Annotated in this window: 24 protein-coding genes; 9 read left to right on the forward strand and 15 right to left on the reverse strand. The window is 31.0% G+C overall.

Features of this window, described 5'->3' with window-relative positions; genetic code table 11:
- The first annotated feature begins 128 nt into the window (after nt 1–128).
- Genes dapF through smc form a run of 3 tightly spaced genes read left to right on the forward strand, consistent with a single transcriptional unit; the run spans nt 129 to nt 5,037 of the window.
- A complete protein-coding gene (dapF, locus tag SYO3AOP1_RS00875; RefSeq protein WP_012458906.1) occupies nt 129–989 on the forward strand; it encodes a diaminopimelate epimerase in 861 nt (286 codons plus the stop codon).
- Entirely contained in the window at nt 986–1,534 is a 549-nt protein-coding gene (gene thpR / locus SYO3AOP1_RS00880; protein WP_012458907.1) for an RNA 2',3'-cyclic phosphodiesterase, read from the forward strand. The genes dapF and thpR overlap by 4 nt, the downstream gene beginning before the upstream one ends.
- Nucleotides 1,519–5,037, forward strand: coding sequence for a chromosome segregation protein SMC (smc, locus tag SYO3AOP1_RS00885; RefSeq protein ID WP_012458908.1), 3,519 nt, complete (start codon nt 1,519–1,521; stop codon nt 5,035–5,037). The genes thpR and smc overlap by 16 nt, the downstream gene beginning before the upstream one ends.
- A 34-nt stretch (nt 5,038–5,071) precedes the next feature.
- Here smc and SYO3AOP1_RS00890 read toward each other — a convergent pair whose 3' ends face one another.
- Complete coding sequence (locus tag SYO3AOP1_RS00890) at nt 5,072–5,314, reverse strand: hypothetical protein (RefSeq protein ID WP_012458909.1); 243 nt, start codon at nt 5,312–5,314, stop codon at nt 5,072–5,074.
- Between the two features lie 80 nt (nt 5,315–5,394).
- On the opposite strand from SYO3AOP1_RS00890, the gene SYO3AOP1_RS00895 reads away from it, so the two are divergent.
- From SYO3AOP1_RS00895 to SYO3AOP1_RS00905, 3 genes are read left to right on the forward strand one after another with little or no spacing between them, the layout of a single operon-like run.
- Nucleotides 5,395–6,351, forward strand: coding sequence for an RluA family pseudouridine synthase (locus SYO3AOP1_RS00895; protein ID WP_012458910.1), 957 nt, complete (start codon nt 5,395–5,397; stop codon nt 6,349–6,351).
- Nucleotides 6,348–8,018: a lytic transglycosylase domain-containing protein gene (locus SYO3AOP1_RS00900; protein WP_012458911.1), complete on the forward strand. Its 1,671-nt coding sequence runs from the start codon at nt 6,348–6,350 to the stop codon at nt 8,016–8,018. Before SYO3AOP1_RS00895 ends, SYO3AOP1_RS00900 begins: the two co-directional genes overlap by 4 nt.
- 6 nt (nt 8,019–8,024) lie before the next feature.
- Nucleotides 8,025–8,657: a riboflavin synthase gene (locus SYO3AOP1_RS00905; RefSeq protein WP_012458912.1), complete on the forward strand. Its 633-nt coding sequence runs from the start codon at nt 8,025–8,027 to the stop codon at nt 8,655–8,657.
- Nucleotide 8,658: 1 nt separating this feature from the next.
- Here the strand turns inward: SYO3AOP1_RS00905 and lptB are convergent, their stop codons facing one another.
- From lptB to SYO3AOP1_RS00930, 5 genes are read right to left on the reverse strand one after another with little or no spacing between them, the layout of a single operon-like run.
- Nucleotides 8,659–9,390 carry an LPS export ABC transporter ATP-binding protein gene (gene lptB / locus SYO3AOP1_RS00910; protein ID WP_012458913.1) on the reverse strand — a complete coding sequence of 244 codons (732 nt, stop codon included), beginning with the start codon at nt 9,388–9,390 and terminating at the stop codon, nt 8,659–8,661.
- A 1-nt stretch (nt 9,391) separates the two neighbouring features.
- Nucleotides 9,392–10,387: a DNA polymerase III subunit delta gene (gene holA / locus SYO3AOP1_RS00915; protein WP_012458914.1), complete on the reverse strand. Its 996-nt coding sequence runs from the start codon at nt 10,385–10,387 to the stop codon at nt 9,392–9,394.
- The gene (locus SYO3AOP1_RS00920) at nt 10,380–10,856 is read right to left on the reverse strand and encodes a hypothetical protein (protein WP_281340765.1); all 477 of its coding nucleotides are present in this window, start codon (nt 10,854–10,856) and stop codon (nt 10,380–10,382) included. The genes holA and SYO3AOP1_RS00920 overlap by 8 nt, the downstream gene beginning before the upstream one ends.
- Before the next feature lie 50 nt (nt 10,857–10,906).
- Nucleotides 10,907–11,410, reverse strand: a complete 504-nt coding sequence (gene coaD / locus SYO3AOP1_RS00925) for a pantetheine-phosphate adenylyltransferase (RefSeq protein ID WP_012458916.1) — start codon at nt 11,408–11,410, stop codon at nt 10,907–10,909.
- Nucleotides 11,407–11,880: an RsmD family RNA methyltransferase gene (locus SYO3AOP1_RS00930; protein WP_012458917.1), complete on the reverse strand. Its 474-nt coding sequence runs from the start codon at nt 11,878–11,880 to the stop codon at nt 11,407–11,409. The genes coaD and SYO3AOP1_RS00930 overlap by 4 nt, the downstream gene beginning before the upstream one ends.
- 261 nt (nt 11,881–12,141) lie before the next feature.
- Here SYO3AOP1_RS00930 and SYO3AOP1_RS00935 point away from each other — a divergent pair, with 261 nt between their 5' ends.
- Both SYO3AOP1_RS00935 and SYO3AOP1_RS00940 read left to right on the forward strand, forming a co-directional pair.
- Nucleotides 12,142–12,606 (forward strand): TlpA disulfide reductase family protein, encoded by a 465-nt coding sequence (locus SYO3AOP1_RS00935; RefSeq protein ID WP_012458918.1) that lies wholly within the window; start codon nt 12,142–12,144, stop codon nt 12,604–12,606.
- Nucleotides 12,607–12,619: 13 nt separating this feature from the next.
- On the forward strand, nt 12,620–13,465 hold the full coding sequence (locus SYO3AOP1_RS00940) for a cytochrome c biogenesis protein CcdA (protein ID WP_012458919.1): 846 nt from the start codon (nt 12,620–12,622) through the stop codon (nt 13,463–13,465).
- Between the two features lie 383 nt (nt 13,466–13,848).
- Here SYO3AOP1_RS00940 and SYO3AOP1_RS00945 read toward each other — a convergent pair whose 3' ends face one another.
- From SYO3AOP1_RS00945 to SYO3AOP1_RS00975, 7 genes are all read right to left on the reverse strand, one after another.
- Complete coding sequence (locus tag SYO3AOP1_RS00945; RefSeq protein ID WP_012458920.1) at nt 13,849–14,562, reverse strand: uroporphyrinogen-III synthase; 714 nt, start codon at nt 14,560–14,562, stop codon at nt 13,849–13,851.
- Entirely contained in the window at nt 14,559–16,100 is a 1,542-nt protein-coding gene (locus SYO3AOP1_RS00950) for an ion transporter (RefSeq protein WP_012458921.1), read from the reverse strand. Before SYO3AOP1_RS00950 ends, SYO3AOP1_RS00945 begins: the two co-directional genes overlap by 4 nt.
- Before the next feature lie 157 nt (nt 16,101–16,257).
- Nucleotides 16,258–17,037, reverse strand: a complete 780-nt coding sequence (locus tag SYO3AOP1_RS00955; protein ID WP_012458922.1) for an SDR family oxidoreductase — start codon at nt 17,035–17,037, stop codon at nt 16,258–16,260.
- A gap of 12 nt (nt 17,038–17,049) precedes the next feature.
- Nucleotides 17,050–18,060, reverse strand: coding sequence for an anthranilate phosphoribosyltransferase (trpD, locus tag SYO3AOP1_RS00960; protein WP_012458923.1), 1,011 nt, complete (start codon nt 18,058–18,060; stop codon nt 17,050–17,052).
- Entirely contained in the window at nt 18,053–18,646 is a 594-nt protein-coding gene (locus tag SYO3AOP1_RS00965) for a ribonuclease HII (protein ID WP_012458924.1), read from the reverse strand. The genes trpD and SYO3AOP1_RS00965 overlap by 8 nt, the downstream gene beginning before the upstream one ends.
- Nucleotides 18,639–19,040 carry a 50S ribosomal protein L19 gene (gene rplS / locus SYO3AOP1_RS00970; RefSeq protein ID WP_012458925.1) on the reverse strand — a complete coding sequence of 134 codons (402 nt, stop codon included), beginning with the start codon at nt 19,038–19,040 and terminating at the stop codon, nt 18,639–18,641. Before rplS ends, SYO3AOP1_RS00965 begins: the two co-directional genes overlap by 8 nt.
- Nucleotides 19,041–19,375: 335 nt before the next feature.
- Nucleotides 19,376–21,670, reverse strand: a complete 2,295-nt coding sequence (locus tag SYO3AOP1_RS00975; protein WP_343122255.1) for an EAL domain-containing protein — start codon at nt 21,668–21,670, stop codon at nt 19,376–19,378.
- A gap of 24 nt (nt 21,671–21,694) precedes the next feature.
- Here SYO3AOP1_RS00975 and SYO3AOP1_RS00980 point away from each other — a divergent pair, with 24 nt between their 5' ends.
- Nucleotides 21,695–22,318 (forward strand): hypothetical protein, encoded by a 624-nt coding sequence (locus SYO3AOP1_RS00980; RefSeq protein WP_012458927.1) that lies wholly within the window; start codon nt 21,695–21,697, stop codon nt 22,316–22,318.
- A 148-nt stretch (nt 22,319–22,466) separates the two neighbouring features.
- Here the strand turns inward: SYO3AOP1_RS00980 and SYO3AOP1_RS00985 are convergent, their stop codons facing one another.
- Nucleotides 22,467–23,255: a DUF445 family protein gene (locus SYO3AOP1_RS00985; protein WP_012458928.1), complete on the reverse strand. Its 789-nt coding sequence runs from the start codon at nt 23,253–23,255 to the stop codon at nt 22,467–22,469.
- A 341-nt stretch (nt 23,256–23,596) separates the two neighbouring features.
- A complete protein-coding gene (gene secA, locus SYO3AOP1_RS00990) occupies nt 23,597–26,392 on the reverse strand; it encodes a preprotein translocase subunit SecA (protein WP_012458929.1) in 2,796 nt (931 codons plus the stop codon).
- Between the last annotated feature and the right edge of the window lie 294 nt (nt 26,393–26,686).

The following is a 26,686-nucleotide window of genomic DNA, read 5'->3' on the forward strand; positions in this document are numbered from 1 at the left end:
TGTTAATCAATTTTTAGACTTAGTTAAAATTTGAAACATCTTCCCCGTCACACATATCTTTTCACTACTCACACATCTTCTTAATTCTGATAAAATTATCTATTAAAACAAAAAAACGGAGATAGGCGTTGGAGAAAAATAACTTTTTTGTCAAATCACATGGACTTGGTAATGATTACATCGTCTTGGACTCAGATAAAATAGATTTTAAGCTAACACAAGGTTTGATAAAAAAAATCTGCGATGTTCACTACGGGATAGGAAGCGATGGGATTTTAGTTAAATACGATTCAGATGTAGCGGATTTTAAGCTAAGGATTTTCAATCCGGATGGTAGCGAAGCAGAGAAAAGCGGAAACGGACTTAGAATTTTCTGTAAATTTCTTTATGATTATGGCTATACAGACAACGAAGAGTTTACAGTTGAAACAAAAGGTGGTATTGTAAAAGCAAAAATAGAAGAAAAAAATAAATTTGGCAAGGCAAAAATTATAACCGTTGATATGGGAAAGGCTATTTTTAACGCAAAACAAATTCCAATCAATACAGACAAAGAAGAGTTTATATCAGAAAAAATCACGGTTGGAGATAAAGAGTTTGAAGTTAACTGTGTATCTGTTGGAAATCCTCACTGTGTAATCATAAAAGAAAACCTTGATGAAGAAGAGATTAAAAAGTATGGACCAATGATAGAAAATCATCCACTTTTTCCAAACAGGATAAACGTTCAGTTTGTTAAGCCTATAAGTAGAAATGAAGCACAGATTTTAATATGGGAAAGGGGGGCGGGATTTACTTATGCCTCGGGAAGTTCTTCGTGCGGGGTTGCATCTGTGCTTGTTAAAAAAGGTCTTGCAGATAGAGAAATTAAGATTAAAATGATTGGTGGCGAGCTTAAAATTAGCATAGATGAAGATTGGAATATTAAAATGACCGGAGAAGTTCAAGAAATTTGCAGTGGCTACATCAGTAGAGAGTTTTTAGAATGAAAAGAATTTTTATAGGCAGTTTTATTGATAGCAAAGGATTAAAAAAGCATTATACAGAGATTAAAAAAGATTTTTCGGGTGTTTTGACAGGTAGTTGGGTTAAACCTGAAAACTTTCACATAACTTATAAATTCTTAGGAAATGTAGAAGACGATAAGATAGAAGATATAAAAAATAATTTGTCTGAATGTATCAATAAAGAGATAGAAACGCAGATAGTCGTTAAAGGGCTTGGAGTTTTTCCAAATTTAGACCAGCCAAAAGTTTTATACTTTAAAGTAGAAGAAAACCCAGTCCTTACAGAGATAAATAAGTATGTAGAAAATCAGATGGCAAATCTTGGATTTAAAAGAGAGATTAAAAGATTTGTACCTCACGTTACGATCGTAAGAATTAAAGAAGTGAAGCAACAATCATTTTTAGAAAAAATAAAAAAGTATGAAGACAAAGTCTTTTTTAAACAAAAAATAATAACAGTTGATATAATTGAAAGTATGCTAAATCCAAAAGGTGCAGTTTACAAAAAGGTATGGAAACTTATATAGATAGAATCAACGTTTATGGCTTTAAATCTTATGGAGATAGACATTTAACCATTCCACTTGGTCCGGGATTTACTGCGATAGTAGGTCCAAATGGAGCGGGAAAAAGCAACATAGGTGATAGTATAGTTTTTTGTCTTGGTATTGCGTCAGCCAGGGCAATGAGAGCTTTAAAGCTTACAGATTTGATATTTTCTTCAAATGATAAATCAGCACCTTATGCAGAAGTTGAGATAGTTTTTAAAAATCTTGGAGCATTTCCTATAAACTCAGAAGAAGTAAGAATATCAAGAAAAGTAGAGCTTAGCGGAAAATCTACATATAAAATAAATGGAAAAACAGTAAAACAGCAGGAAGTAGAAGACTTATTAACTCAGGCAGGAATACCCATCCAAGGCTATAACATCGTCACGCAAGGAGATATTTATAAATTTGTAAACATGACTCCCGGAGAGAGAAGAGAGCTTCTAAGCGAGATAGCAGGAATAACCATCTATGAAGAGAAAAAGCAAAAAGCATTGGCAGACTTAAAAGAAGCGCAAGAGAAGGTAGACAATGTAAAGGCAGTTTTAAAAGAGATAGAGCATACACTAAAAAAATTACAGCAAGAAAAAGAAAACGCAATTTTAGCAATAAACATAGAAAGCCAGATAAAAGAGCTTGAAAATAGACTGCTTGGGGCAAAACTTTATCATCTACTCAGTCAAAAACAACAAGCCTTAGAGCATCTTCAAGACATAGAAAAAGACCTGCAACAATTTTATAAATCAAAAGAAGAAAACATAGAAAAACAAAAACAGATACTAAATCAAATCAGAGATTTAGAAAATAAATTAAATGAAATTCAAAACTCATTTTTACCCATAAAAGAGCAGGAAGGTTCTATCACTGCAAGCATCAGAAGTTTAAACGAGAAAAAAGATACCCTTGAAAAAGAAATACAAAGCATAGACTCAAAAATCAAACAGCTAATACAAGAAAAAGAACTGATAGTCAAAGATATACTGAAGCTTGAAGAAGAGATAAAAACACTTGAAAAACAGCTACCGGATATAGAAAAAGAGCTTTTAGAAGCAGAAAAAGAGCTTGAAGAAAAAAATAAAAAGCTTAAAGAGTATGAAATATTTGACTCTTCTGTTAAAAATGACTTGGGAGAGATAGAAAGACAAGAAAAAGAGCTGCTTGACAAAATCAAAGAGTTAGAAAAGCAAAAAGTAGAATATCAACTAAAATACACAACCACAGTAGAAAAATCAGAAAACTACAAAAAAGAGATTGAAAACCTAAAACAAGAGATTGAAAACATAGAAAAAACCATAGAAAATATAAAATCAAACACAAAGGACAGTCAAAAAGAAGTTTTAAACATCACAAGTGAAATAAACAGACTAAAAATCAGAAAAGATGTTTTAGAGAAAAGATTAAAAGAAAACAGAGAAAAGCTTGAAAAAAACTTCCAAGAGCTTGCAAAAGTCCTTGCACAGCTAAGCAATATTAGAGAAGATAAAACATCTCTACTTTTTAAAAACATAGAAGGTGTTTATGGAGCTGTTTCAGAAATCATTTCAATAAAAGACCCAAAAGTCCAAACAGCCATTGAAGTAGCAGGTGGTGGAAGGCTTAAAAACGTTGTAGTTGAAAATGAAGATGTAGCAAAAAAATGTTTAGATATTCTAAAACAAGAGAAAGCAGGAAGAGTTACATTTATTCCTTTAAACAAAATAAAGGTTCAAGACAATCCAAAATTACCTTTGGCAAAAGGCGTTTTAGGTTATGCGATAGATTTTGTAAATTATGACAAAAAAGTTGAAAAAGCCATAAAGTATGTATTTCAGGATACTATTATCATAGATACATTTGACACGGCTAAGGTTCTTGGAATTGGAAATTATAGAATGGTTACACTTGATGGCGAAGTCTTTGAAAAATCAGGAACAATAACGGGTGGCTCAGAAAAGCAAAGCATCACAATCGGAAGGTCATTTTTAGAAGAAGAGAGGAAAAAACTTGAAGAGATAGACCAAAAATTAAAAGAAGAAGAAAGAGCAATAGAAAATGAACTAAAGCTAATAAATCAAAAAATCGCAGAGAATGAAAAAAATCTTGTAAAACTTCAAACAGAATCTCAAAGTGTAAACTCAAGAATACAAGAATTAGAAAGAGAGCTGACAAACAAAAATTTAAGAATTGGACATATAGAAAATGAGATTTTCAATCTAAAAAAACAAAGTTTAGAACTTGAAAGCAAGATTGAAGAGATAAACAAAAGCATACAAAACTTAAATCTTATGCTTTCGCAGGTAAAAGATAAAAAAGAAAAAATGCTAAGCCGTATGGAAAGCATGGGATTAAACAAACTAAGAAAAGAATGGGAGGAAACAACTCAAAAAGTTTACTCACTAAGAGACAAAAAGAAAGAGCTTGAGAACCAGATAGAAAAATTAAAATCCAAAGTAGAAAGCCATAAAATAAGAGTGTTCCAGATAGAAAGCGAAAAATCTGCTTTAGAAAAAGAGTTTCACGACAAAAAATCAGAGATAGAAAATATAAAATCGGAGATAGACAGCCTTACAAAGCAGTTGTCAGAACTTTGGAAAGGCTTAAAAGGACAGGAAGAAGAAAGAGAAAAGCTTATAAATACTATATCTAATCTAAAAGACCAGCTTAAAAACCTAAGATACGAAGAAGACAACATAAACAGACAGACAACTTTACTTTTACAAGACAAAGCAAAAGCAGAGCAAAAAATAGCAGATTTAGAAGAAGAGATAATACTTCTTAAAGAAGAATACAGCGGCGAGCCAATAGAAGAAGATGTTAAAGAGATTGAGAAAAAATTAAAAGAGCTTCAAGAAAGAAGAAGAAATCTTGGATTTGTAAATGAAAAAGCTATTGAGGATTATGAAGAAGAAGAAAAAAGATACAACGAAATAAAAGAAAAGTTAGACACACTAATAAATGAGAAAAAAGCAATAGAAGAGCTTATAGAAAGCTTAGAAGAAAAGAAAGTTAAGGCGTTTATGGAAGTGTTTGAAAACATAAACAAAAATTTAGCCAAGAACTTTAAGATCTTATCTCCATCAGGAAAAGCATACTTAGAGCTTGAAAACGAGCAAAATCCATTAAGCGGTGGTGTATTCTTAAAGGCAAGACCAAGGGGCAAAGATGTAAAAAGGCTTGAAATGATGTCCGGCGGTGAGAAAACATTAACAGCTTTGTCATTTTTATTTGCAGTCCAGCAGTACAGACCGGCACCATTTTACTATTTTGATGAAGTAGATGCAGCACTTGATGATGCAAACGCAAGAAAAGTAGGTCAGTTAATGAAAGAGTTATCAAAAGAAGAACAGTTTATAGTAGTTACCCATAGAGATGCAATGGCAAGCTTTGCAGACAGAATAATCGGCGTATCAGCAAAAGATGGCATATCTAACATTTATACATTGGATATAAATCAAATAAGGGGAGAACAGTCTCAAGAAGTAAATGAAGAAGTTTTAACTTAATTCGCTGACGCTTATATCTCTTAATTTTCAATATCTATAAAACTTTTAGCACTGATTTAATTCTTTCATACTCTTGGGGTGTAATATCAAAAATTAAAGTATAATGCATCTTAGACACATCTAAGGGTGTAATTGTTCCGGTGAATCCGTCATCTATATCAAAAATTAATGTAATTTGTTCTTCTTTTGAGTCATAAAAAAATTCAATTACTTTTGAAAAATCAATAACAGTTTCATGACCCTCTTTTGTTTTTATTGCTACAAAAAGCTTGTTCATTTTTACTCTCCTAAATTTATAATCTTAACATTATTCTATCAAAACTTGAAAAATAAAGCTTTTTCTAATATCTTATTTGTATGGAAGAAATCATCAGTTTTAAAGTAGAAGAAGAGTTTTCAAATAAGAGATTAGACCAATTTTTAGCCTTAGTTTATCCTGAGTATTCAAGGTCTTTTTATCAAAATCTTATAGAAAACAGATTTGTATTGTTAGATAACAATCCTGTTAGAAAATCATCAACAAAAGTAAAAACCGGGCAAGAGTTTACAATCATCATACCACCACCCGAGCCTTTAGAAATTGAGCCTGAAAATATTCCACTTGAAATCTACTACGAAGACGAAGATTTAGCAGTAGTCTATAAACCACCCGGAATGGTCGTTCATCCATCGGTTGGTCATACATCGGGAACGCTGGTAAATGCTTTACTTTATCATTTTAAAAATGTATCACAGTATCAAGGAAAAGAAAGGGCAGGGATTGTTCATAGGTTAGATAAAGATACCGCCGGACTTTTGATTGTAGCAAAATCAGAATTTGCACATAAAGAACTTCAAAAAATGTTTCAAGATAGAGAAATAGACAAAAAGTATAAAGCTATCGTTTCTGGAATAGTAAAAAAAGACCATGGCTTAATAGACTTACCTATTGGAAGGTCTATTTACAACAGGCAAAAAATGGGAACGGTAGCAACAAACCCTAAGGATGCACTAACAGAATACTGGGTAGAAAAACGCTTTGAAAAGCACAATCTAACACTTGTTGATATAAAACTTCACACAGGAAGAACACATCAAATAAGAGTTCATTTTTCAGCCATCGGACATCCGTTATTTAACGATTTTGTTTATGGATTTAAAAAATCGAACTTATCATCAGACCTTGCAAAAAATTTATCAGATAAACTTAAATATCATGCACTTGTAGCATATAAACTAACATTCAGACATCCAAGAACAAACCAAATGCTAAGCATAGAGCTTAAAAGCTTACCAAAAGAAATAGAAGAAATACTGCAGGAGTTAAGTAAGTGAAAAAGAATTCATCTCTAATCAAAATTATGTATCTTCTAATGCTCTTTCTTTTTTCCAATTCCTACGCACAAATAGATGAAGTAGTAAAGATTTATAAATCAGATTTTGAGCAGATAGATTTAGATAATTCTTATGATTTAATCAAGAAAAATCAAAGCTTTGCAATCTCAAGCTATACAGCTTTAAAAATAGCTTCTTTTTTATCCTATCAACAAGATTATAAAATAACCTTTAAATTCATTCAGCTTGTAGATGTAAACGCATTTTTAGAAGAAGATAAGCCTTTTTATCTTTATGTTTATGGAACTATTTTAAAAAACCTGCAAGATTCAAAATATTTAGACATATTTAAACAGCTTGTACAAAACTACTGCCACAGCTACTATGGTTATAAAACATACTTAGAAATCTACCCATATCTAACGGAGAAAGAAAAATACAACGCCTTAGACACATGCTTAAAAAATAAACATTATGAAAAAGTTAAAAATCTATTGTTTACTCTAAAAGATGAAAACGCAGTAAATTACTATCTTTTAAGTATTTCTCAAGACAAAGAGTTTTACTTTAATCAGATATCAAAAGATTCAGAATTTTATCTTAAAGCATTAAGTAAAATGAGCCATTTAAATCCTATATACGAACAAGAGTATTTAAGTGCTTTGCTTTTAAAAGATGATGTTAAAACATTTATAAACTTTATAAAAAATAAAGCTTTAAAAGCCTTTTATAAAGGAGATTATAACAGCTTTCAAAAATACTATGAAATGTTTTACAGCTTTAACGATAAAGAAGACAGTGATTTAGAATGGCTAAAATTTTTGTACTATTACAAGTCTAAAGATTTAGACCTTGCAAAAACTAAGCTTTTAAGCTATAAAAAATTCTCAAATGATCCGTATCAAATAGAATATTGGAGTAAGCTAATAGAAAACAAAAATATAAACGAGATAAATATTAAAGATAGCTATAAAGTCTCAGAATTTACGCCATATTTAAGTTTAATCGTGTACAAGACAGGTAAAAGCATAACCATAAAAAAAGAAAATACTTGTCCTAACAAATATGGAGAGATATCAGAGATTTTAAATAAGCTAAAAAGTATTGACTATAAATTAGCTTGGATAGAAGGGGTTTATCAAGTTAAAAAAGGAAAATGTGAGGAAGTTTATTCAGTATTGCCGGAAGCCGGGGTTAAATGCTTTAATCAAATTCATGAGTGTAGTTATGTAAAACCGTTTGGAAGTGTTGAGCCAAAGGAATTTGAGAATATCATTTATGCAATCATGAAGCAAGAAAGCTTTTTTAATCCTTATGCCATATCTTGGTCTAATGCTGTTGGTTTGACTCAGTTTATCCCAAAAACAGGTTATTATGCAGCAAAGCAGATAGGATTAAACGATTTTGACATGGTAGACTTATACAAGCCTGATAATGCTTTACTTTTTGCAAAATGGTATGTACAAAAACTTTTAAATATGTTTAACGGAAATTTAGTATACGTTTTTGCATCTTATAATTCTGGAGAGACAGCGGTTAAAAGATTTATAGATAAAAACAATATAAAAGATGAAGCTGAATTTATAGAGCTTTATCCATACCAAGAAACAAGAGACTATGTTAAAAAAGTGTTAAGGAATTATGTTATTTATAAATACAAGGAGTGAGAAAGCATGTTTACAGGATTAATAGAAGAAGTAGGGAAAATATCAGCTATAAATAAAAAGAATGACGGATTAAAAATAAAAGTAGAGTGTAATAAAATTTTAGATGATATAAAGCTTGGTGATAGCGTGGCTGTTAATGGAGTCTGCTTGACAGTTGCAAACATTGATAAAAACTCCTTAGACTTTGAAGTATCTAATGAAACTATAAAAAGAAGTAATTTTAAGTTTTTGAAAATCAATGAATATGTTAATTTAGAAAGAGCCATGACGCCATCAAGCAGGCTTGGGGGGCATATAGTACAGGGGCATGTTGATACAACGGGAGAAATAACTTCCATAACAAACCTTGGAAAGCATACAAACATAAAAATCAAATTTCCTTCTGAGTATGATTATCTTGTGATAGAAAAAGGGTCTATTGCGATAGATGGGATAAGCTTAACCATTAATTATGTAAACGATAATGTCATTGATTTAAACATCATACCCCACACATGGGAAAATACAAACCTAAAATACAGAAAGGTTGGCGATATTGTAAACATTGAATTTGATATTCTCGGCAAATATGTAGCAAAAATGTTAAATTTAGGAAAACAAAAAGAGGATAAACTCAAAAATCTACTGGAAAACTGGTAAATTAGACCAAAACAAAATCCTCTCCAAGAAAAACTCTTTTAACTTCTTGATTTTCTACGATTTCTTGAGGAGTTCCTTCTGCTATTACTCTCCCATGGGCAATTATGTAGGCTCTGTCTGTTATCTTTAATGTTTCTCTAACATTATGGTCAGTGATGATTATTCCTATATTTCTTGATTTTAAAGATAGGATTAACTGGTTAATATCTTTTACAGAAACAGGGTCTACACCTGCAAATGGCTCATCCAAGAGTAAAAAAGAAGGATTTATTATCAAGCTTCTTGCTATCTCAAGCCTTCTCCTTTCACCACCTGAAAGGGTCGAAGCTTTTTGATGTTTAAGATGGTCTATATTAAACTCTTTTAAAAGCTCCTGCGCTTTTGATGTCATCTCAGAAACAGTCAAATTTTGAAACTCTAAAAACATCATAAGATTGTCCCAAACGGTCAAATCTCTAAATATTGAAGATTCTTGTGGTAGAAAGCTTATTCCTTTTTTTGCCCTTTCCCAAACAGGAAGGTCTGTAATATCTTCACCGTTCAGTAGAACACTTCCCTTTTCCGGCTTTAAAAAACCAAGTAAACACTTAAAAGTAGTTGTCTTACCGGCACCGTTTGGACCAAGTAGTCCCACTATTTCCCCTTCTTCTGCATACAAAGACACACCATTTACTACTGTTCTATTTTTAAAGCTTTTTTCTATATTTTTTAGCTCAAGCCTGCTTTTTTCCATTTTAGCTCCTTACAAAGTTAAGAATAAACTCTTTTGAAGTCTCGTTTATATCTTGATAGTATATTTTTTGTGCCACTTCCAAGTTGTAAAGATTATCTAAAAGCTTAACCATCTCTTCCTTAGATAGATTTTTTAAAATATTTGAAATGTTTACCTTTTGTAATGGATGGTTTATTCCTGCTTTATTTAAAGCTTCTTCTAAACTGTTGCCGGCTTCTATTAAAATCTTTGTTTGTAAAGCTTTTTCTAACTGAGATAAGATTAAGCTTTGAATTTCAAAGGGATGAACGCCGTTATTAAGCAGATTGATAAAAATCTTTAAAGCAGAAATATCTTTTTTAAAAAATTTGTCTAAAAAATTAAATACATTCTCTTCAAAAACAGGAGTAACTACAGCATCTATATCTTCTTTTGTTATTTCTTTCTTATCTCCAACGTACAATAAAAGTTTTTCCACTTCATTTTTTGCTATTGTCAAATCGTTGTTTAAAAGGCTTGCAAGGTATTTTAAATTTTCATCTGAAACGGTTTTTCCTTCCTTTGCCAATTTGTTTTTTAAAGAAGTCAAAAATCCCTGAAAAGTTAATTTTTTAGAAATTACAACATCAACATTACCAAGTTTTAACAAAGATTTATAAGGCTCTTTATCCAACTTTTCTAAATTTACAATTAAAACCAATCTATCTGGTAGTTTTATATTTTTAATATCTTCTATGATTTGTTTTAACTCGTCCTTTTTAAGCTTATCTGTAAAGGCTTCAAAATCTCTAACAACTATTGCCTTTGAAGATGAGAATAAATCTTTTGAAAAAAGATGATTTCTAAAAGATGTATAATCTAACTCATCTCCCCAGTAAACTTTTACAGGCAAAACCGATTTAAACTTCTCAACGACAAGAGCCTTTGTTAGATACTCATCTCCGTAGATAATTAAAACCGGCTTTAACTGACTTAAATTAAATTCTTTTAAAAGCTGGCTTGCTTTTATCTCACTCATTTTTTGTAAGCACCGCTTGGGTTCTTATCTTAATCAATTCTCCAATTTCTTCAAAAGCGTAAATTTTTTCAATATCAGACCTTAAACCGGCACCTACATACTGAGTATTTTCTTTAATCATCCGGTCTATAGCAACATTTCCATGTTTATCTTCTACTTTAAGCCTTAAATCAATGCTAACTTTATAAACGTTAGCCCTTTGAGCCGGAGAATATCCAAGTGGTATAAAATTAAGATTCACAACATCTGCATACACAAAATATTCAGTACTATCACTGCATTCTAATTTGTTTCCGGATTGTAAAATCCCATCGCTTATGCTTTTGGTCAAAACATCTCTTAAAGTCGGTTCTGGATAGTTTACATTTACTGATTTTAAACAGTAGATTTCAGGATTTTTATTTTTTATTGCTGTATATTCTTTAATAGAGCATCCGTTTACGAGCATATAAATAAAAACTAAACTCAACAGTAATATACCTTTAATAAGAAGTTTAAAGGAAATTCTTGACTTACCTTTCACTCTCTTGCCTCTCTTAACTGTCTAACTTTTTCTTCTAATTTTGACTTTACAAATGGTGTAACCATTGAGCTAACATCTCCATCATGAAATGCAACATCCTTTACGATGGTTGAACTTATATGAATAAGTTCTTGAGATGGCATCATGAAAAATGTTTCTACTTTGTCAAGTTTGTAGTTTGTCATTGCTATTTGAAGCTCATACTCAAAATCTGTAAAAAGTCTTACTCCTCGTACAATGATTTTAGTGTTATACTTTTTCATAAAATCTACCAAAAGCCCGGAAAATCCTTCTACAATCACCCTGCCTTTATACTTTGAGACAGCATCTTCAAACATTTCTATTCTTTCTTTCAAAGTAAAAAGTGGTTTTTTCTTTGGATTTTCAGCTAAAGCAACTACAACAGTATCAAAAATATTTAATGCTCTATCTACTATATCTAAATGTCCAAAATGAACAGGGTCGAACGTTCCAGGGTAAACGCATATTTTGGCTGTCATTGTTTTCTCCAAAAACTAATAACCGTATCTCCATATTTTCTTGATTCTAAATAAAAATCCGGTTCAATACTGCTTAGGTCGTTTTTAAATCTGTGTTCTACTATTAACATGCCGCCATTTCTTAAAACTCTTAAACCTCCTTTAATTAGTTTATCATAATATTTATAATCGTAAGGTGGGTCTGCAAAAACAATATCAAAGCTCTCATCGGGTTGGTCTTTTAAGTATTTTAAAACATCTTTTGATACAAATTTAACATTTTCAACATTCTTTAGCTTTTCCTTTATCTGATTAATTCTTTCTCTTTCTATATCTACAAAGACTACAGATTTTACACCTTTTTCTAATGCAGTCATTCCAATTTGACCGGTTCCGGCAAATAAATCTAAAAAGTCTTTACCTTTCACGCTATAAAGAATATTAAACAAAGCTTGCTTTACTAAGTTTGACGTTGGTCTTAACTCTCTCAAATTCTCTCCTGATTTTTCTCATAAATTTGCATATATGATGTAATTATTATATTATTTTATTCTACAAGCATGCTTTGGGTGAGAAATTAGTGGTTTTTATAAAATTTAAAAAGGAGATATTTCGGACTTACGTCCTTGGGATGAGAGGAACAATCTAATTTCGTTATTCTTAGGCGTAAATGAAGAATCTCATACTTTTATTGAATTTCTTACACAATGTATTAATTATATATTTGTATAAGGCATGTAAGGAGGAATTAAATGAAAAGGATTATTTTACTTCTAATTGTTTTATTTAACATATCTTATGCTGAGTTAAAAGCACCGGATTTTCAGCTTAAAGATGAGGATGGGAAAATAGTTAAATTATCAGATTTAAAAAATGATGTAGTTTTAATAACTTTTTGGGCTACTACTTGTCATTCTTGTAAAAAGGAACTGCCAGAACTTCAATCAAAGCTTTATCCAATCTATAAAGACAAAGTAAAATTTTATGCTATCGTCATAGATACTGACAATGTGAGTAAAATCAAGCAAGTAAAGAAAGAATGGGGCTTTTCATTTCCTGTTTTAATTGGCAACTATGAAGTAATGGAAAAATATAGAATAATAGGAACTCCAATAACTTATATAATTGGAAAAGATAACAAGATTGTAAAAATCTTTATCGGTCCGCAAGATATCAATAAGTTCAAAGAAGTATTAGAAAAGGCTTTAAAATCTTAAATAGGAGTTAGTGATGGAAAATATTACCGTTTTAGCAGCGTTTTTAGGGGGTATATTAGCATTTTTATCTCCTTGTGTTTTGCCAATCATTCCGGGTTATATTGCTTATATTTCAGGAATTACTGCTTCAGGTCAGCAAGAAAAAACATTTGATTGGAATGTAATAATTTCTGCTGTAGCTTTCGTAATTGGTTTTTCTATAGTCTTTACATCTCTTGGTGCTGCTTCTACGTTTGTAGGTCAGTTTTTGCAGGAGTATAAATCGATTATATCCAAAATGGCTGCAATAATTGTAATTTTGCTTGGCATTCATTTTACAGGTATCCTACAATCCGAAAAGGCAAAGCAGATTGTTGGACTTATTTTGGGTTTAACGTTATTGTTCTACGGTTATGATTATTACACATCAAAAGAGATTTTTGGAACCGGGTTTTATGTTTTCTTGGTAGGTGTAGCACTTGCGTTGTTTTATTTTACCGGTATTTATAAAATACTTTATGAGCAAAAAACTACAGAAGTAAAGAAAAAACCACCTGGACCAATTGGGGCCTTCTTGGTAGGTATTGCTTTTGCTCTTGGTTGGACACCTTGCATAGGTCCAATTCTTGGAGCAATTTTATTAGTAGCTTCTCAACAAGAAACAGTAGCACAAGGGACAATTTTATTGTTTGCATTCTCTATGGGTCTTGGAATTCCATTCATTCTAACAGCAGCTGCGATAAATGTATTTTTTAAATTCTTTAATGTAGTTAGAAAATATTTTGCAGTTATTGAGTTTATAGGTGGAATTTTACTTATTCTAATAGGTATTCTTTTAATGACGGGTAATTTTGAAAAAATTTCTTCTATGCTTGGATAAGTGTGTTGTATAAGTTAAAAGAAGTATGGGAAATAGATTTCAAAAAGGATTGTTGAGATTCTTTGCTGTAGCCTTAGAGTGATACATTATTACCTTTGTCTGTCATCCCGAGGCCGAAGGCTGAAGGATCTCCTCTTTTAAAAAGGTGAGAAAGTGAGTAGAGGCAATTCATGAATTGCCCATACAGTGAATAAGCAAGAGGTAAAAGGAAGGAGATTCTTCGCACGGCTGCAGAATGACAGAGTATGGGTATGAAGGTAGAGATTCTTTGCATAGCTGCAGAATAGCACCATTGAGTAGCTTTTGTCAGCTAGCTAAAGGAGTCTCATATCTTTCATTTTTTTAATTTTCTCAAACTGGTATGACTTATGCAAGGTATTAAATCAATCCTTACTTATCACTTTTAACTTCTTCACAATCTCTTCAAATGTAAACTTGTCAGGCACTACATCAACTTTAAATCCTTGACTTTCTATAAAATTTTTTGTAGTTTTTCCAATAGCGACAGTCAGCATTTTGTCTAAAAGCTTTTTTGATTCTTCTTTAAAAATATTTAAAAAACCTTTAAAAGTTGAGGGACTTGAAAATACTATTGCATAAACCTTTTCATTCTCTATTAATGACTTTATTTCGTCAACATTTTCAGGAATGTTTAGCTTCGTTTCATACACCGGAATAAGGTCTATCTTGAAATTGCTGTTTAAAAGTGTGTCCATTCCTTCTGATGCTCTTATTAAAGCTATTTTTTTATCTTTAAATGTATCTATGTTTTTTTCAAAATATGCTTTAAGGCCTTCTGCACTGAAGACTTCCGGAACGATTATATCTTTATATCCAAGTTTTTCTAAGTATTTTGCTGTTTTTTCTCCAACAGCTATGATTTTTTTATCAATCTTTGGAATTTGAGAAAAGAAATACTTGACTGCATTTTTACTTGTAAAGATTAAATATTTATAATCTTCAAGATTAAAATTTTTAATTTCTACCGGCTCAAATCTGATTAATGGAAAAGATATAGGATTAAATCCTGCTTTTATGAATAAATCTTTTACTTCTTCAAAACCTGACGCTTCTCTCGTGATGATTATGTTTTTCATTGAGATTCGCCTTTTGGTATTAAAAATATTGCATCACTTTCTTGAATTTCAAAATCATCTTCCGGATTTAAGATTATTTTTTTACTTCTTTCTACTGCAATCGGTAAATAGCCATCTTTTCTAACGATTTTTATAATCTCTCCGAAAGTTTTATAACTTCCAAGTTCTCTAACTTTTACTTTTTGAATTCCTGTCTCTACATCTAATAACGTTTCTATTAAGTTTGTTGCACCCGGATTTAATAAACTTGAAAACATTATCTTTCCTACTATCTGACCATGAATCAAAACTTCCCTTGCTCCAACTCGTTTTTTAAAAATTTCTGCATCTTCATCCAAAAGAACTTCTATATAAAGTTTTACTGTTGGATTAAGCGTTCTAATAAGCATACCTGCTAAAGCTGTTCTTGCATCTATATCTCTCTCAGATAGATTTAGTAGCTTTTCACCGACGATGATTACATCTGAAGCATTTTCTATTCCAACATCTAAAAGATTTTTTTCTAAGATAAAATCCCCTTTTTTATAAATGATATACCTTGATAATTCTATTCCTAAGTCTTTTTTATCATAGTTTGTTAAAAGCACAACAGGTTTTTCTTTATCTATATCGCTTTCCATTATTTTTTCAAGGATTTCTTCAGATGTTTCATTGTATCCACAAATAACTATGTGGTCTTTTAAATCTCTCATGACTATTTCTCCTTCCTTCAACTCTAAAAGTTTGTTTATAAAAGAAACAGAAAAACCCGCCGTTAAAACTGATACTAAAATAACATTAATAATTACCATTAAAGATGCTGCAATCTTTCCTACATCAGAAATAGGAACTATATCTCCATATCCAACTGTAAAAGATGTTATGATACCCCAGTAAATGGCTGCCCAGATGCTGTCAAAATTTTTATTTCCTGCGTTATGTTCATAGATGTATGTTAAAAAAGAGAAGAAAATAATATTTACAAACAAACTTGAAAAAGTAAATGTAAAGACAAAGCCATTTTCTTTAAACGCAAAAAAGAAATTTCTAAATACAGAAGAGTATCTTAAAAGTTTTAGTAGTCTAATTAGTTGGAATATCCTAAGCATTCTTAAAGGTCTTATGATTGGCAATATTGCAAGAAGGTCTACGATTGAATAAGGCTTTATCATCCACTTAAGCTTTGGCTTTAAAGCATATAAAAAGGCATTAAAATATACTTTTAAATTTCTTTGTTTATGTTCAGTTAAATAATCTTTAAAATCTTCTGTAAAATCAGAAACAACCCACCATCTAAGTATGTATTCAATCAAAAAGAAAAATAATGCAAACTCTTCAAAGTCTATAAGAAAAGTATGTAAATCATGAGGAAGCTTTTCACTTTTTGGAGATATTAATAGAAAAACCGTAATTGAGGATGTTAAAACTAAAAAAATTGCAAAGATAGAATAGATATGATTTAGAGAATTTCTATCATTTTCTAAAAGATTGTATAAAAACAGTTTGAATCTTTTTACAAATGTTTTGTGATTTAATCTTTTTCTTTTTAACTTAAACATCACATTTCCTTATAAAGGTGAGATATAAAAAGTATGTTGGGGCAATTCATGAATTGCCCGTACGTAAAAGGTGGAATGTAATATATTAAAAAAATGTAAGATTCTCTGCCGGCTTCAGAATGATAAAAAATGACTTTTCATTTTCTCACCTAATCACTTATCTTCCACCCCTAACTAAAGATAATCCACCGTCAACTACTATAGTTTGACCTTGTATCCATCTTGCATCCGGAGTGCATAAAAATCCAACCACCCCGGCTAAATCTTCCGGCTGTCCCATTCTACCAAGTGGCGTTAGCTTGATTGTTCCTTCTTTAACTTCTTCATAGTTCGGAAAAAGCTGGATTGCTTCTGTATCTATTGGTCCACCGGATACACAGTTTACATTAATTCCCATTGGACCAACTTCTACTGCTAAGTATCTAACAAGTGTTTCTAATGCTGCCTTTGCTGAACCGTGTATTGCATAATTTGGCATATAATCCCTTGTCCCGGTTGATGAAATAGCTATAATCTTTCCTTCTCTTCCTTCCATAAGCTTAACGGCTCTCTGAGAAGACCATATAAAACCAAAGGTTGTTATGTTGTATATTCTTAGAGTGCCTTTTTCTTTAAGTCTTAAAAATGGTGCAAAACCACCGATTACTTCTCTTCCTGATGCTACTGCGTTGCTTACAAAAATATCTAAGTAGCCAAATTTTTCTGTGATTTCATCAAATACTCTGTCAATCTCTTCCTTAACTCCAAAATCTCCTTGAACTATATAAGACTTTCTTCCAAGCTTTTCTATCTCTTGTTTGACTTCTTCAGCCTTTTCTTTGTTTTTATAGTAATTAATAATTACATCGGCTCCCATAGAAGCCAATTTTAAAGCTATTGCTCTTCCAATTCCTCTGCTTGCTCCTGTTACAAATGCCAACTTTCCTTCTAAAACCATATCAATCCCCCTTTATGAGAAATTTCTTAATTTTTCAAGAACTTCATAGCCTTTTTTATTATAAATAGTCTCTTTTGCCAGATCTATTCCATCTTTTATAGAATCAACAAGACCTATAACTTTTAAAGCAAATGCTGAATTTAAAGCCACAAAATCTGTTTTTGAAGAATAATCTTTGCCTTGTAAAATACTTAAAGCAATCTCTTTATTACATTCTACATCTCCACCTTGAATTTCAAAAATCTCAGCTCTTTTTAATCCAAAATCTTCCGGTTTTACTGTATAAAAGTTTATATCAGATTCATTAATTTCTCCAACATAAGTTTCTGCTGTGATAGATACTTCATCTAACCCATCTAATCCATGGACTACGTAAGCTTTTTTTACTCCAAGATTTTGTAAGACTTTTGTTAGTGGTTCAACTAAGGATTTATCATATACGCCCATCACTTGATAATTTGCATCAGCCGGATTTGAAAGTGGTCCAAGAATGTTAAAAATTGTTCTAACGCCTATCTCTCTTCTTTGTTTTATTACATTTTTCATTGACGGATGGAACAATGGAGCAAACATAAAACCAAGGCCTATTTCTTCAATCTGCCTTGAAACTTCTTCCGCTGTAAGCTCTATTTTTATTCCCAAAGCTTCCATTATATCTGCACTTCCGCATTTTGAAGAGATAGACCTGTTACCATGCTTTGCAACTTTACCACCTGCTCCCGCCACAACAAACGCCGATATTGTAGACACGTTAAAAGTGTTTAACCTATCTCCACCTGTCCCGCATGTATCCACAAGTTTGCTTTTATCTTTAACTACAACTTTAACAGCTTTTTCCTTCATAATTCTTGCTGCTGTTTCTATTTCAAGAACAGACTCTCCTTTCATCTTCAAGCCAATTAAAACAGCTCCAATCTGTGCATCGGTTAGATTACCTTCCATTAGATTATCAAAAAGATAGGTCATCTCTTCTTTTGTTAGGTCTTGTCTTTCTGTAAGTTTTTTTATAATATCTTTAATCATCATTAACTCCAAGATTAAAGCTTCTTCTATGGATTGGAGTAATGCCGAATTTTTTTATCTCTTGATAATGTTGTTTAGTTGCATAGCCTTTATGTTTATCAAAAGAGAAGTTAGGATATTTTTCTTTATACTCAATCATTATTCTATCTCTAACTACTTTCGCAATTATACTTGCTGCTGCTATTGTATGAGATATTTCATCTCCTTTGATTAAAGGTAGGTGATTTATACTTTCATCTAATTTTACAAAATCAACTAAAGCTATATCCCATTTTGATTTTAAAGATTTTAGATTGTTTTCCATGTATATTTTTGCAGCATTTGATATGCCAAACTTATCTATTTCTGTATTTTCTACGATTGTAATATTTATTTCTTCAGCATAATCATGAATTTTTTCAAAGAGATACTCTCTTTCTTTTTCTGAAAGACCTTTTGAATCAGTATGTATGAATGGTTTTTGATGCTTAGGAAAAATGACTGATGCAATAACAAGAGGACCGGCTAACGGTCCCCTTCCTGCTTCATCTATACCAACAATTTTTTCATAACCTTGACTAAAAAGTTCTTTTTCAACATTATCCATTATTTTCTTTAGAAGCTTGAGATTCTGCTTGTCTTTTCTTGATTTCCCATTCTTTAAGCTCTTTAATTTTAGCAGCTTTACCTTTGAGATTTCTGATGTAGTAGAGTTTAGCTCTTCTAACTTTACCGCGTTTAACCACTTCTATTTTTTGAATAGATGGACATGCTATTGGAAAAATTCTTTCCATTCCAACGCCGTAAGAAACTTTTCTAACTGTAAAAGTTTTCCCCGTTCCGCTGCCTCTAACTCTTATAACTAAACCTTCAAAAATCTGCGTTCTTTCTTTTTCACCTTCTTTAACTTTTAAGTGAAGTCTTACAGTATCTCCTACTTTAAATTCAGGAATGTCTTGTGGTAAATATTTTTGTTCAATTTCTCTAATTAATTGGTGCATAATTCTTCCTCCGCTGAAAAATTTTAAAGAAATATTATAGCACAAGAAATTTATTTTAAACATCATGATATGAAATGCGAGAAAGTGAGAGGTGGGGCGTTTATAAAGTTTATCTTTTAACCTGACACACTTCACTCATAAATTCTTTCGTCATCCTGAAGCCAAAGACTGAAGGATCTCCTCTTTTAATGTTTTTTAAAAAAACGGGATTCTTTGCCGACAACAGAATGGCAAAAAGGCAAATATTATTCTTCATCTCTGCTGCAAAAAGTGATAAGTGAAACGCTGATAAAATTCCTTACATATCACTCATCACTTTATCTTTACTCTTTTATCTATATATTCTCCATAATTAACTTAATAGCTTCTTCTTCTGGCATTGGTTTTGCAAAATAAAATCCTTGTAGATAATCAGCTCCAAGTAAGGATAAAAGTTTTACCTGCTCCTCTGTTTCTACACCTTCAGCTATTGTTTTTAATCCAAAATCTTTAGCTAATCCAATTATGAATTTTACTAACGATAAGTCTTGTCTACTTCTTGCAATGTTCCTTACAAAAGACATATCTATTTTCAGTATATCAATAGCTAAATCTCTTAAATATGTTAAAGATGAATATCCTGTTCCAAAGTCATCTATCGCTATTTTTATGTTTTTATTTAAATCTTTAATGTCTTTAAATATCTTCTTAGATTTTTCTATATCTTTTATGACATTTCTTTCTGTGATTTCTATTACTAAGTTATTTTGAGTTTCTATTGGCAAAGATTTTAACCTTTCAACAAAGTTTTTATCTGATAGTTCATCTGATGTTAAGTTTAATGAGTATCCAAGCAGTCCTTTTGGTGATAGGTTTAGAGATATTGTTCTATCTTTTTTATCATTCAAAGAGTTAAATTTTTTTATCTTTTGAGAAACTTCTTCTAAAGCCCATTCTTCAAATTTTGTGATATATTTGCTGTTTTCAAGATAATCTATAAACTTTATAGGTGGATAAACAGTTCCATCTTCGTCTACTATCCTGACTAATGATTCAAATCCTGCTACTGAAAAGTCTTCTGATTTAAAGTATGGCTGGAAGTAAAATTTAAATAATTTCTTTTTAAATGCTTTTTCTACAATCTTTTCAGCTGTTAGATATTCTTCTAATTTTTTATTTAACTGTGATTCATAGAATTTTATTACATTTTCTCCTTCTTTTTTAGCTGTGTTTAAAGTGAGAACAGCGTTATTATAAAGCTCTTCAAATGTTTGACCATCTTCATTGTATAAGACAATTGAAGCGTTGTAAGAAATATGAATTTTGCCTTTGGAAGTATTTAAATCTTTATCTAAAGCATCTCTAATCTTATAAATAAGTATTGACTCGTTTTCTATATTTGGAATAAGTATTGCAAACTCATCACTTCCAATTCTGGCTGCATATCCATCTGGAAATTCTTTTTTTAGATTTTTTGCTACTTCTTTTAAAATTTCATTGCCTGTTTCAAATTCATAAGAAGCATTAACTACAGACATGTTATAAATGTCTATCAATATTAATCCAAATTTTTCGTATATTTTGTTTTTAATTATTTCTGAGAATTGAATTTTAAATGATATAAAATTTGGAAGCTCAGTTAAACTATCATAGTATTTATATTTTTCTATTTCCTCTGAAAGTAGTTTCTCTTGTGTTATATCTCTTCCAATGGAAACAAATTTAAGTGTTTTATTTTTTAATTTAATTGGATAGATGGTTTGGTCTATATAAATTAGTCTTCCATCTTTTGTTTTATTTACAAATACTGCTGAAAATGGTTTGCCCGACAATATAGTGTTCCATAATTCTTTGTAAAATTCTATATCCTGTATTCCAGATTTAAATATTCTTGGATTTTTGCCAATTATTTCTTCTTTTGTGTATCCTGTCAAATCTATAACATATTGATTTACATACTCTATTGTTCCATTTGAATCAGTGATTAAAAGCCACATTTTTGAATTATCTACAGCCTTTCTTAAAAGTATATTTTCTTTATCTTTTTCTATTTTATTTAAAGCAAAAGATATATCTTGTTTAAGTTCTTCAAATAAAGTTAGAAAGTCTTTTCTAAATACAAATGGCTTTGTTGAATAGATAGTAATTACTAAATAAACTTCTCCATTTTTTTCTACCGGAATAGCTAACGATGAATATATGTCTCTTTTTAGAAGCTGATTTTTCCATGGAGTCATAAATTCTGACGTTAATGTATTTTCATTTATAATAATTCTATTTTCTCTGTAAGCTCTTCCTGATTGACCTCTTCCCTCCGGCAGGTCTTCTCTGACACTTACAACTAAATTATCTATATATCCATCGTCTTTGCCATACTTACATACTGGCTTAATAAAGTCTCCTTCTCTCTTTCCAATCCACACAAATTTAAAATGATTTTTTTCTACAAGGCTTTCACATATTCTTTGAAATAATTCCTCTTCTGTTTCTGCAGATATAATTAGCTGATTAATATCTTTTAAGCTTTCTATAAGAATCCTCTGTATTATTAAATTCCTAACTATTTTTCCAAGTTCATGATATTCTTTAAGTTTATTGATTTCGTCTTGAGAAATCTCTTGTAAATCTAATTCTTGGATAAATGTAATTATATTAAATTATAAAGGAAGAGGTTCATGATTACCTTTAGAGTTTGTCCGCATGATACAAAAGAGGGACTGGAAAAATGGCTTAAAATCTCAGATAAAATAAAGCAAATTTTTAAACAAGAAGTAGATTTTAAACCTTATAAAAACTTCTACGAAGAAGAAGCATTAATATCAGTAGATAATTTTAAACCAGATATATATTATGCAAGCTTTGATGCTGCTTTAATTCTTTTACAAAAAAATTACAAACTTATAGGAAGATTTAAAGGTTATTACGATAAATTTCTTTTAATTAGTTTAAATAATCAAAAGGATTTCCAAAATATAGCAATAGTTGATAAACTTAGTTCTTATTGTATTTTAAACAAAACAGGTCTTTATAATAAAGAAGTTATTTTATATGAATCTTTTGATGAAATCATAAATTCTTTATTAAATGGAAAAGCTGATGCTGGAGCGATATTTAAGGAATATTATGATGAATTAGGTCAAGAAATTAAAGATAAGCTAAAAATCGTAGAAGAAATAGATTTGGATATAAGCCATTACTTTTTGGTATCAGAAGAATTTTATGAAAAGAATTCCTTTAATATAATTACATTTATATTAACATATAATACCACATATACCATTTATCCCATAAATAAGTAAATTCTATGATAATTTATAATTTCTTAACTTTAACAAAACAACAAGTCATATAATAAATATATTATCATACAACTTTACTCGTCTTTATTTTACAGCAACTTGAGTTTATCTTAAAGGAATAAAACAAAAAATTTAGTATTATAAAACTTTACCAATCCAAATTTAAAATTCCTAAGAATATTCCAATTACAAAGCCTAAAACTGCTCCATTAAATCTTATCCACTGTAATTCATCCCAAGAAGCTTTTTTAACTGCATCTATAAACTCTTCATCTGATATGCTTTCAAGTCTTTTCTTTATTAAATCAACAATAAAATCGTGATTCTCCAATATAATTTTTGTTATTTCTTCTTTAAGCTCGCTATTTAAAGATTTTTTTATATTCTCATCATCTTTAATCTTTTTTAAAAGCTCGTCAACTATGCTTTCTAAATTTTTGTCTAAATACTTAGCTAAAAACTTTTCTGCAAAATCATAAAAAGCGGTCTTTACAAAAGCTCCCAATGGAAGTTCTTTAAACTCTTCAAGATAATCTTTTTTTTCTTTTATTTTTTTCTCAATTACAGACTTTAAAAAATCAACAACTTTCTTTTTTGTTTCTGGATTTTCTATTTTTGAGATTATATCTACATCAAACCTAATGTTGCTGAGTTCTTTTTCTATTACTTCTTTGCTTAATAAAAAGTTGGCTACAAAATCAATAACTTTGTTTTCTATACTTTTTCTTTTTCTTAAAATTATATCCGTGTGTGGTCCAAGCTTGTAGAATAGCCCATAGACGGCATAAGAATCTGCAATAAATCCAACAAAAGACGCCTCAAGCCCAAACTTTAATATTTTTAAGATGGCAATTTCTGGATATTTGCTACTTAAATAAATAACTCCAATCAAAACGAAAAACAAAATTAAAAAAGTAATATTTAACTTTTTCTCCATTTTATTTGATGGTAGTAAATAAGAGGTTAGGAAATAGGTTTTTCATTTACTCACTCCCAATCTATCGTGCTTTAAAATTTTAACTAAGTTTAAAAATTAATTAATCCTTTGATCGTCATCCTGCAACCGGCGAAGAACCTCCGCCTTCATGCCCATATTCCGTCATTATGCAGCCGGCGAAGAACCTAATACTTTTCTTTTTAAGTCAAAAAATCAAAAGAGGAGATCCTTCGGACTAACGTCCTCAGGATGACAAAGAACGACCAATGGTGTCATTCTGAGTAAAGCGAAGAATCTCATTACAAAAATTTTTACAATACTCTCGCACCTCATTTTCTCACTTATTTATTCTTTCTTCTTTCCATTCTGTTTTTATACTTTATTACTTTCTTTTTCTTCTCTTCTGGCTGAATGTTTGTTTCTGCTTTTTGAAGTATTTTCTCAGCTTCTTTTTCTTTTTTAGCTCTTTCTTCTTCTATCTCTTCTTCAGATTGAACTTGGAGTTTGTATAAGTATTCAAGTGTGTTGTATTTTAGTTTAAACATCATATCTTCAAACAAGTCAAATGCTTCTTTTTTGTATTCAACAAGTGGGTCTCTTTGTGCATAGCCTCTTAAATATACGCTTTCTCTTAGTCTGTCTAAGTTGTGTAAATGTTCCTTCCAAAGATTATCTAATACTTGAAGAGTCATGTATCTTTCAAACTCTCTCATTAAAGAACTGCCAAGTTTTTCTTCTTTTTGATTGTAAAACTCTTCAAGTTGTTTTAATATGTATTCTTCTAATTCTTTTCTGTCCCATTCTTTGTCTGTTGGAATATCTATATCTACCCCAAGCCATTCTTTAAATGTTTTCTTTAGCTCTTCTAAATCCCATTTTTCTTGATATTCTTCAGCTGGTGCGTATTTATCTAAAAAGTATAAAACTACATCAGTTAGCCAAAGTTTTATTTCATCTTTTAAGTTTATTCCTTCTAAGATATCTCTTCTTAGAGAGTATATAACTTGACGTTGTTTGTTCATTACATCGTCAAACTCTAAAAGCCTTTTTCTTATTTGGAAGTTTTGACCTTCTACTCTTTTTTGTGCGTTTTCTATTGCTTTTGATACCATCGTGCTTTCTATTGGTTCGTTTTCCGGTATTTTTAGCCTATCCATCAATGCAATCAATCTATCTCCGCCAAAAAGTCTTAGTAGATCATCTTCAAGAGATAGGAAAAATCTTGAACTTCCTGGGTCTCCTTGTCTTCCTGCTCTACCTCTAAGCTGGTTGTCTATTCTTCTGCTTTCATGTCTTTCTGTTCCTATTACAGCAAGACCGCCAAGCTCTATAACCTTTTGCTTTTCTTCAAGCGTAATTCTTTGTGCTTCTTTTAAAGCTTCGCTGTACTGCTCTTCTGTTGCAGTTTCTGGAGTTAACCCTTTTTTCTTTAATATCTCTTTTGCCAAAAAGTCTGGGTTTCCACCAAGTAAAATATCTGTTCCTCTACCTGCCATGTTTGTAGATATTGTTACAGCTCCTAATCTTCCAGCCTGAGCTATAATTTCTGCTTCTCTTTCGTGATTTTTTGCGTTTAATACGTTGTGTGGAATGCCCTTCTTTTCCAAAAGTCCTGATAAAAATTCAGAAGTTTCTACAGAAACAGTTCCGACAAGAACAGGTCTTCCTTGTTTATGTAGTCTTTCTATCTCTTCAACTACTTGATTGAATTTTTCTTTTTTGGTTTTATATACAAGGTCTGGATGGTCAACTCTTTTTACAGGTTTGTTTGTTGGTATTACAAGCACATCAAGGTTGTAAATCTCTTTAAACTCTAAGGCTTCTGTTTCTGCCGTACCCGTCATACCGGCAAGTTTTTTATACATTCTAAAATAGTTTTGGAACGTAATAGATGCCAAGGTTTGGTTTTCTGCTTGGATTTTTACACCTTCTTTTGCTTCAATTGCTTGATGTAATCCATCAGACCATCTTCTGCCGGGCATAAGTCTACCGGTAAACTCGTCAACGATTACAACTTCTCCATCTTTTACAACATAATCCCTGTCTCTATGATAAAGGTAGTTAGCTCTTAAAGACTGATTTATTGCGTGCAGGATTTCTATATTTTTTGGGTCATACAGGTTTTCAAGGTTAAAATATTTCTCTGCTTTTTCTACGCCTTTTTCTGTTAAAACTGCATTTTTATTTTTCTCATCTACGATAAAATCTTCATCTTTTGTAAGTGTTTTAACAAATGCATCTGTCATGTAATAGATAGAAACATCTTCACCAGATGGTCCGGAAATGATAAGCGGTGTTCTTGCTTCGTCTATTAAAATAGAGTCTACTTCGTCTATGATAGCATAGTGATGTCCTTTTACCTGTACCATTTGGTCTTTTGAAAATACCATATTGTCTCTAAGATAATCAAATCCAAACTCATTATTTGTTCCGTATGTAATATCTGCTTCGTAAGCCGATCTTCTGTCTGAATCTACAGCAACAGTGAAATAATCTTTTTTTGCTTCTACATCATACTTTTCTGGTGGTAAAAGCTCTCCAAAAAATCCTTTTTCCCAAACTCTTTTATCAAGCTCTACTGCTTTTTTGAATTTTTCTTCATCAGCCCACTGGATAAGATAAGAAACATTGTTTGTATTTATTACTCCAACAGATAAGCCTAAAAATTTATAGATAGAACCCATTTGAGTTGCATCTCTCTTTGCAAGATAATCGTTAACCGTTACAAGATGAACACCTTTTCCGGTAAGAGCATTAAGATAGATTGCAATTGCTGCAACAAGCGTTTTACCTTCACCGGTTTTCATTTCTGCAATCATACCTTTATGTAAAGCCAAAGCACCGATAAGCTGAACATCAAAAGGTCTAAGCCCAAGAGTCCTTTTTGACGCTTCTCTGGCAATAGCAAAGGCTAAAGGAAGCTCTTCAATGATTTCTCCTTGTGTAATTGCCTCAGAAAGGTGCGGGTTACCTCTAATTTTTTCTTTTAATTTATTACTTTCTTCTATAAGCTCTTTATTACTTAAAACATCAAGCTCGGGCTCTAACTTATTTATCTTATTTACGATTTCTCTTAATCTTTTGATCTCTCTTTCGTTTTTTGTTCCAAAGATTTTTTTAACTAAATATCCTATCAATTTTAAAACCTCTTTAAGTTATTCTAATATTCTTATTATATATTATACACGTCGGATGAGAAATTGGGTAAAAGTAAGAGATTCTTTTTGGCGGCTGCAGAATGACACCATTAGAACGTTCTCTGTCAACCTGAGGCCGAAGGCCGAAGGATCTCCTATTTTAAAAATTAAGGAAGTAGGAGATTCTTCGCTTCGCTCAGAATGACATCATTCGGAAGCTCCTCGTCATTCCGAGGACTTTGGTCCGAAGAATCTCATTTTAAATTCTATGAAAACTCCTAATTTCTCATCCAA

It is taken from the genome of Sulfurihydrogenibium sp. YO3AOP1 (assembly GCF_000020325.1).
Classification (GTDB): Bacteria; Aquificota; Aquificia; order Aquificales; family Hydrogenothermaceae; genus Sulfurihydrogenibium.

Coding starts and splice junctions, on each gene's coding strand:
- SYO3AOP1_RS00890 (WP_012458909.1), bottom strand. CDS start 5,314: ATGAACAAGCTTTTTGTAGCAATAAAAACAAAAGAGGGTCATGAAACT.
- SYO3AOP1_RS00980 (WP_012458927.1), top strand. CDS start 21,695: ATGATTACCTTTAGAGTTTGTCCGCATGATACAAAAGAGGGACTGGAA.
- lptB (WP_012458913.1), bottom strand. CDS start 9,390: ATGGAAAAAAGCAGGCTTGAGCTAAAAAATATAGAAAAAAGCTTTAAA.
- SYO3AOP1_RS00955 (WP_012458922.1), bottom strand. CDS start 17,037: ATGGTTTTAGAAGGAAAGTTGGCATTTGTAACAGGAGCAAGCAGAGGA.
- thpR (WP_012458907.1), top strand. CDS start 986: ATGAAAAGAATTTTTATAGGCAGTTTTATTGATAGCAAAGGATTAAAA.
- rplS (WP_012458925.1), bottom strand. CDS start 19,040: ATGCACCAATTAATTAGAGAAATTGAACAAAAATATTTACCACAAGAC.
- smc (WP_012458908.1), top strand. CDS start 1,519: ATGGAAACTTATATAGATAGAATCAACGTTTATGGCTTTAAATCTTAT.
- trpD (WP_012458923.1), bottom strand. CDS start 18,060: ATGATTAAAGATATTATAAAAAAACTTACAGAAAGACAAGACCTAACA.
- SYO3AOP1_RS00895 (WP_012458910.1), top strand. CDS start 5,395: ATGGAAGAAATCATCAGTTTTAAAGTAGAAGAAGAGTTTTCAAATAAG.
- SYO3AOP1_RS00985 (WP_012458928.1), bottom strand. CDS start 23,255: ATGGAGAAAAAGTTAAATATTACTTTTTTAATTTTGTTTTTCGTTTTG.
- SYO3AOP1_RS00940 (WP_012458919.1), top strand. CDS start 12,620: ATGGAAAATATTACCGTTTTAGCAGCGTTTTTAGGGGGTATATTAGCA.
- holA (WP_012458914.1), bottom strand. CDS start 10,387: ATGAGTGAGATAAAAGCAAGCCAGCTTTTAAAAGAATTTAATTTAAGT.
- SYO3AOP1_RS00950 (WP_012458921.1), bottom strand. CDS start 16,100: ATGTTTAAGTTAAAAAGAAAAAGATTAAATCACAAAACATTTGTAAAA.
- SYO3AOP1_RS00965 (WP_012458924.1), bottom strand. CDS start 18,646: ATGGATAATGTTGAAAAAGAACTTTTTAGTCAAGGTTATGAAAAAATT.
- coaD (WP_012458916.1), bottom strand. CDS start 11,410: ATGACAGCCAAAATATGCGTTTACCCTGGAACGTTCGACCCTGTTCAT.
- SYO3AOP1_RS00905 (WP_012458912.1), top strand. CDS start 8,025: ATGTTTACAGGATTAATAGAAGAAGTAGGGAAAATATCAGCTATAAAT.
- SYO3AOP1_RS00935 (WP_012458918.1), top strand. CDS start 12,142: ATGAAAAGGATTATTTTACTTCTAATTGTTTTATTTAACATATCTTAT.
- SYO3AOP1_RS00945 (WP_012458920.1), bottom strand. CDS start 14,562: ATGAAAAACATAATCATCACGAGAGAAGCGTCAGGTTTTGAAGAAGTA.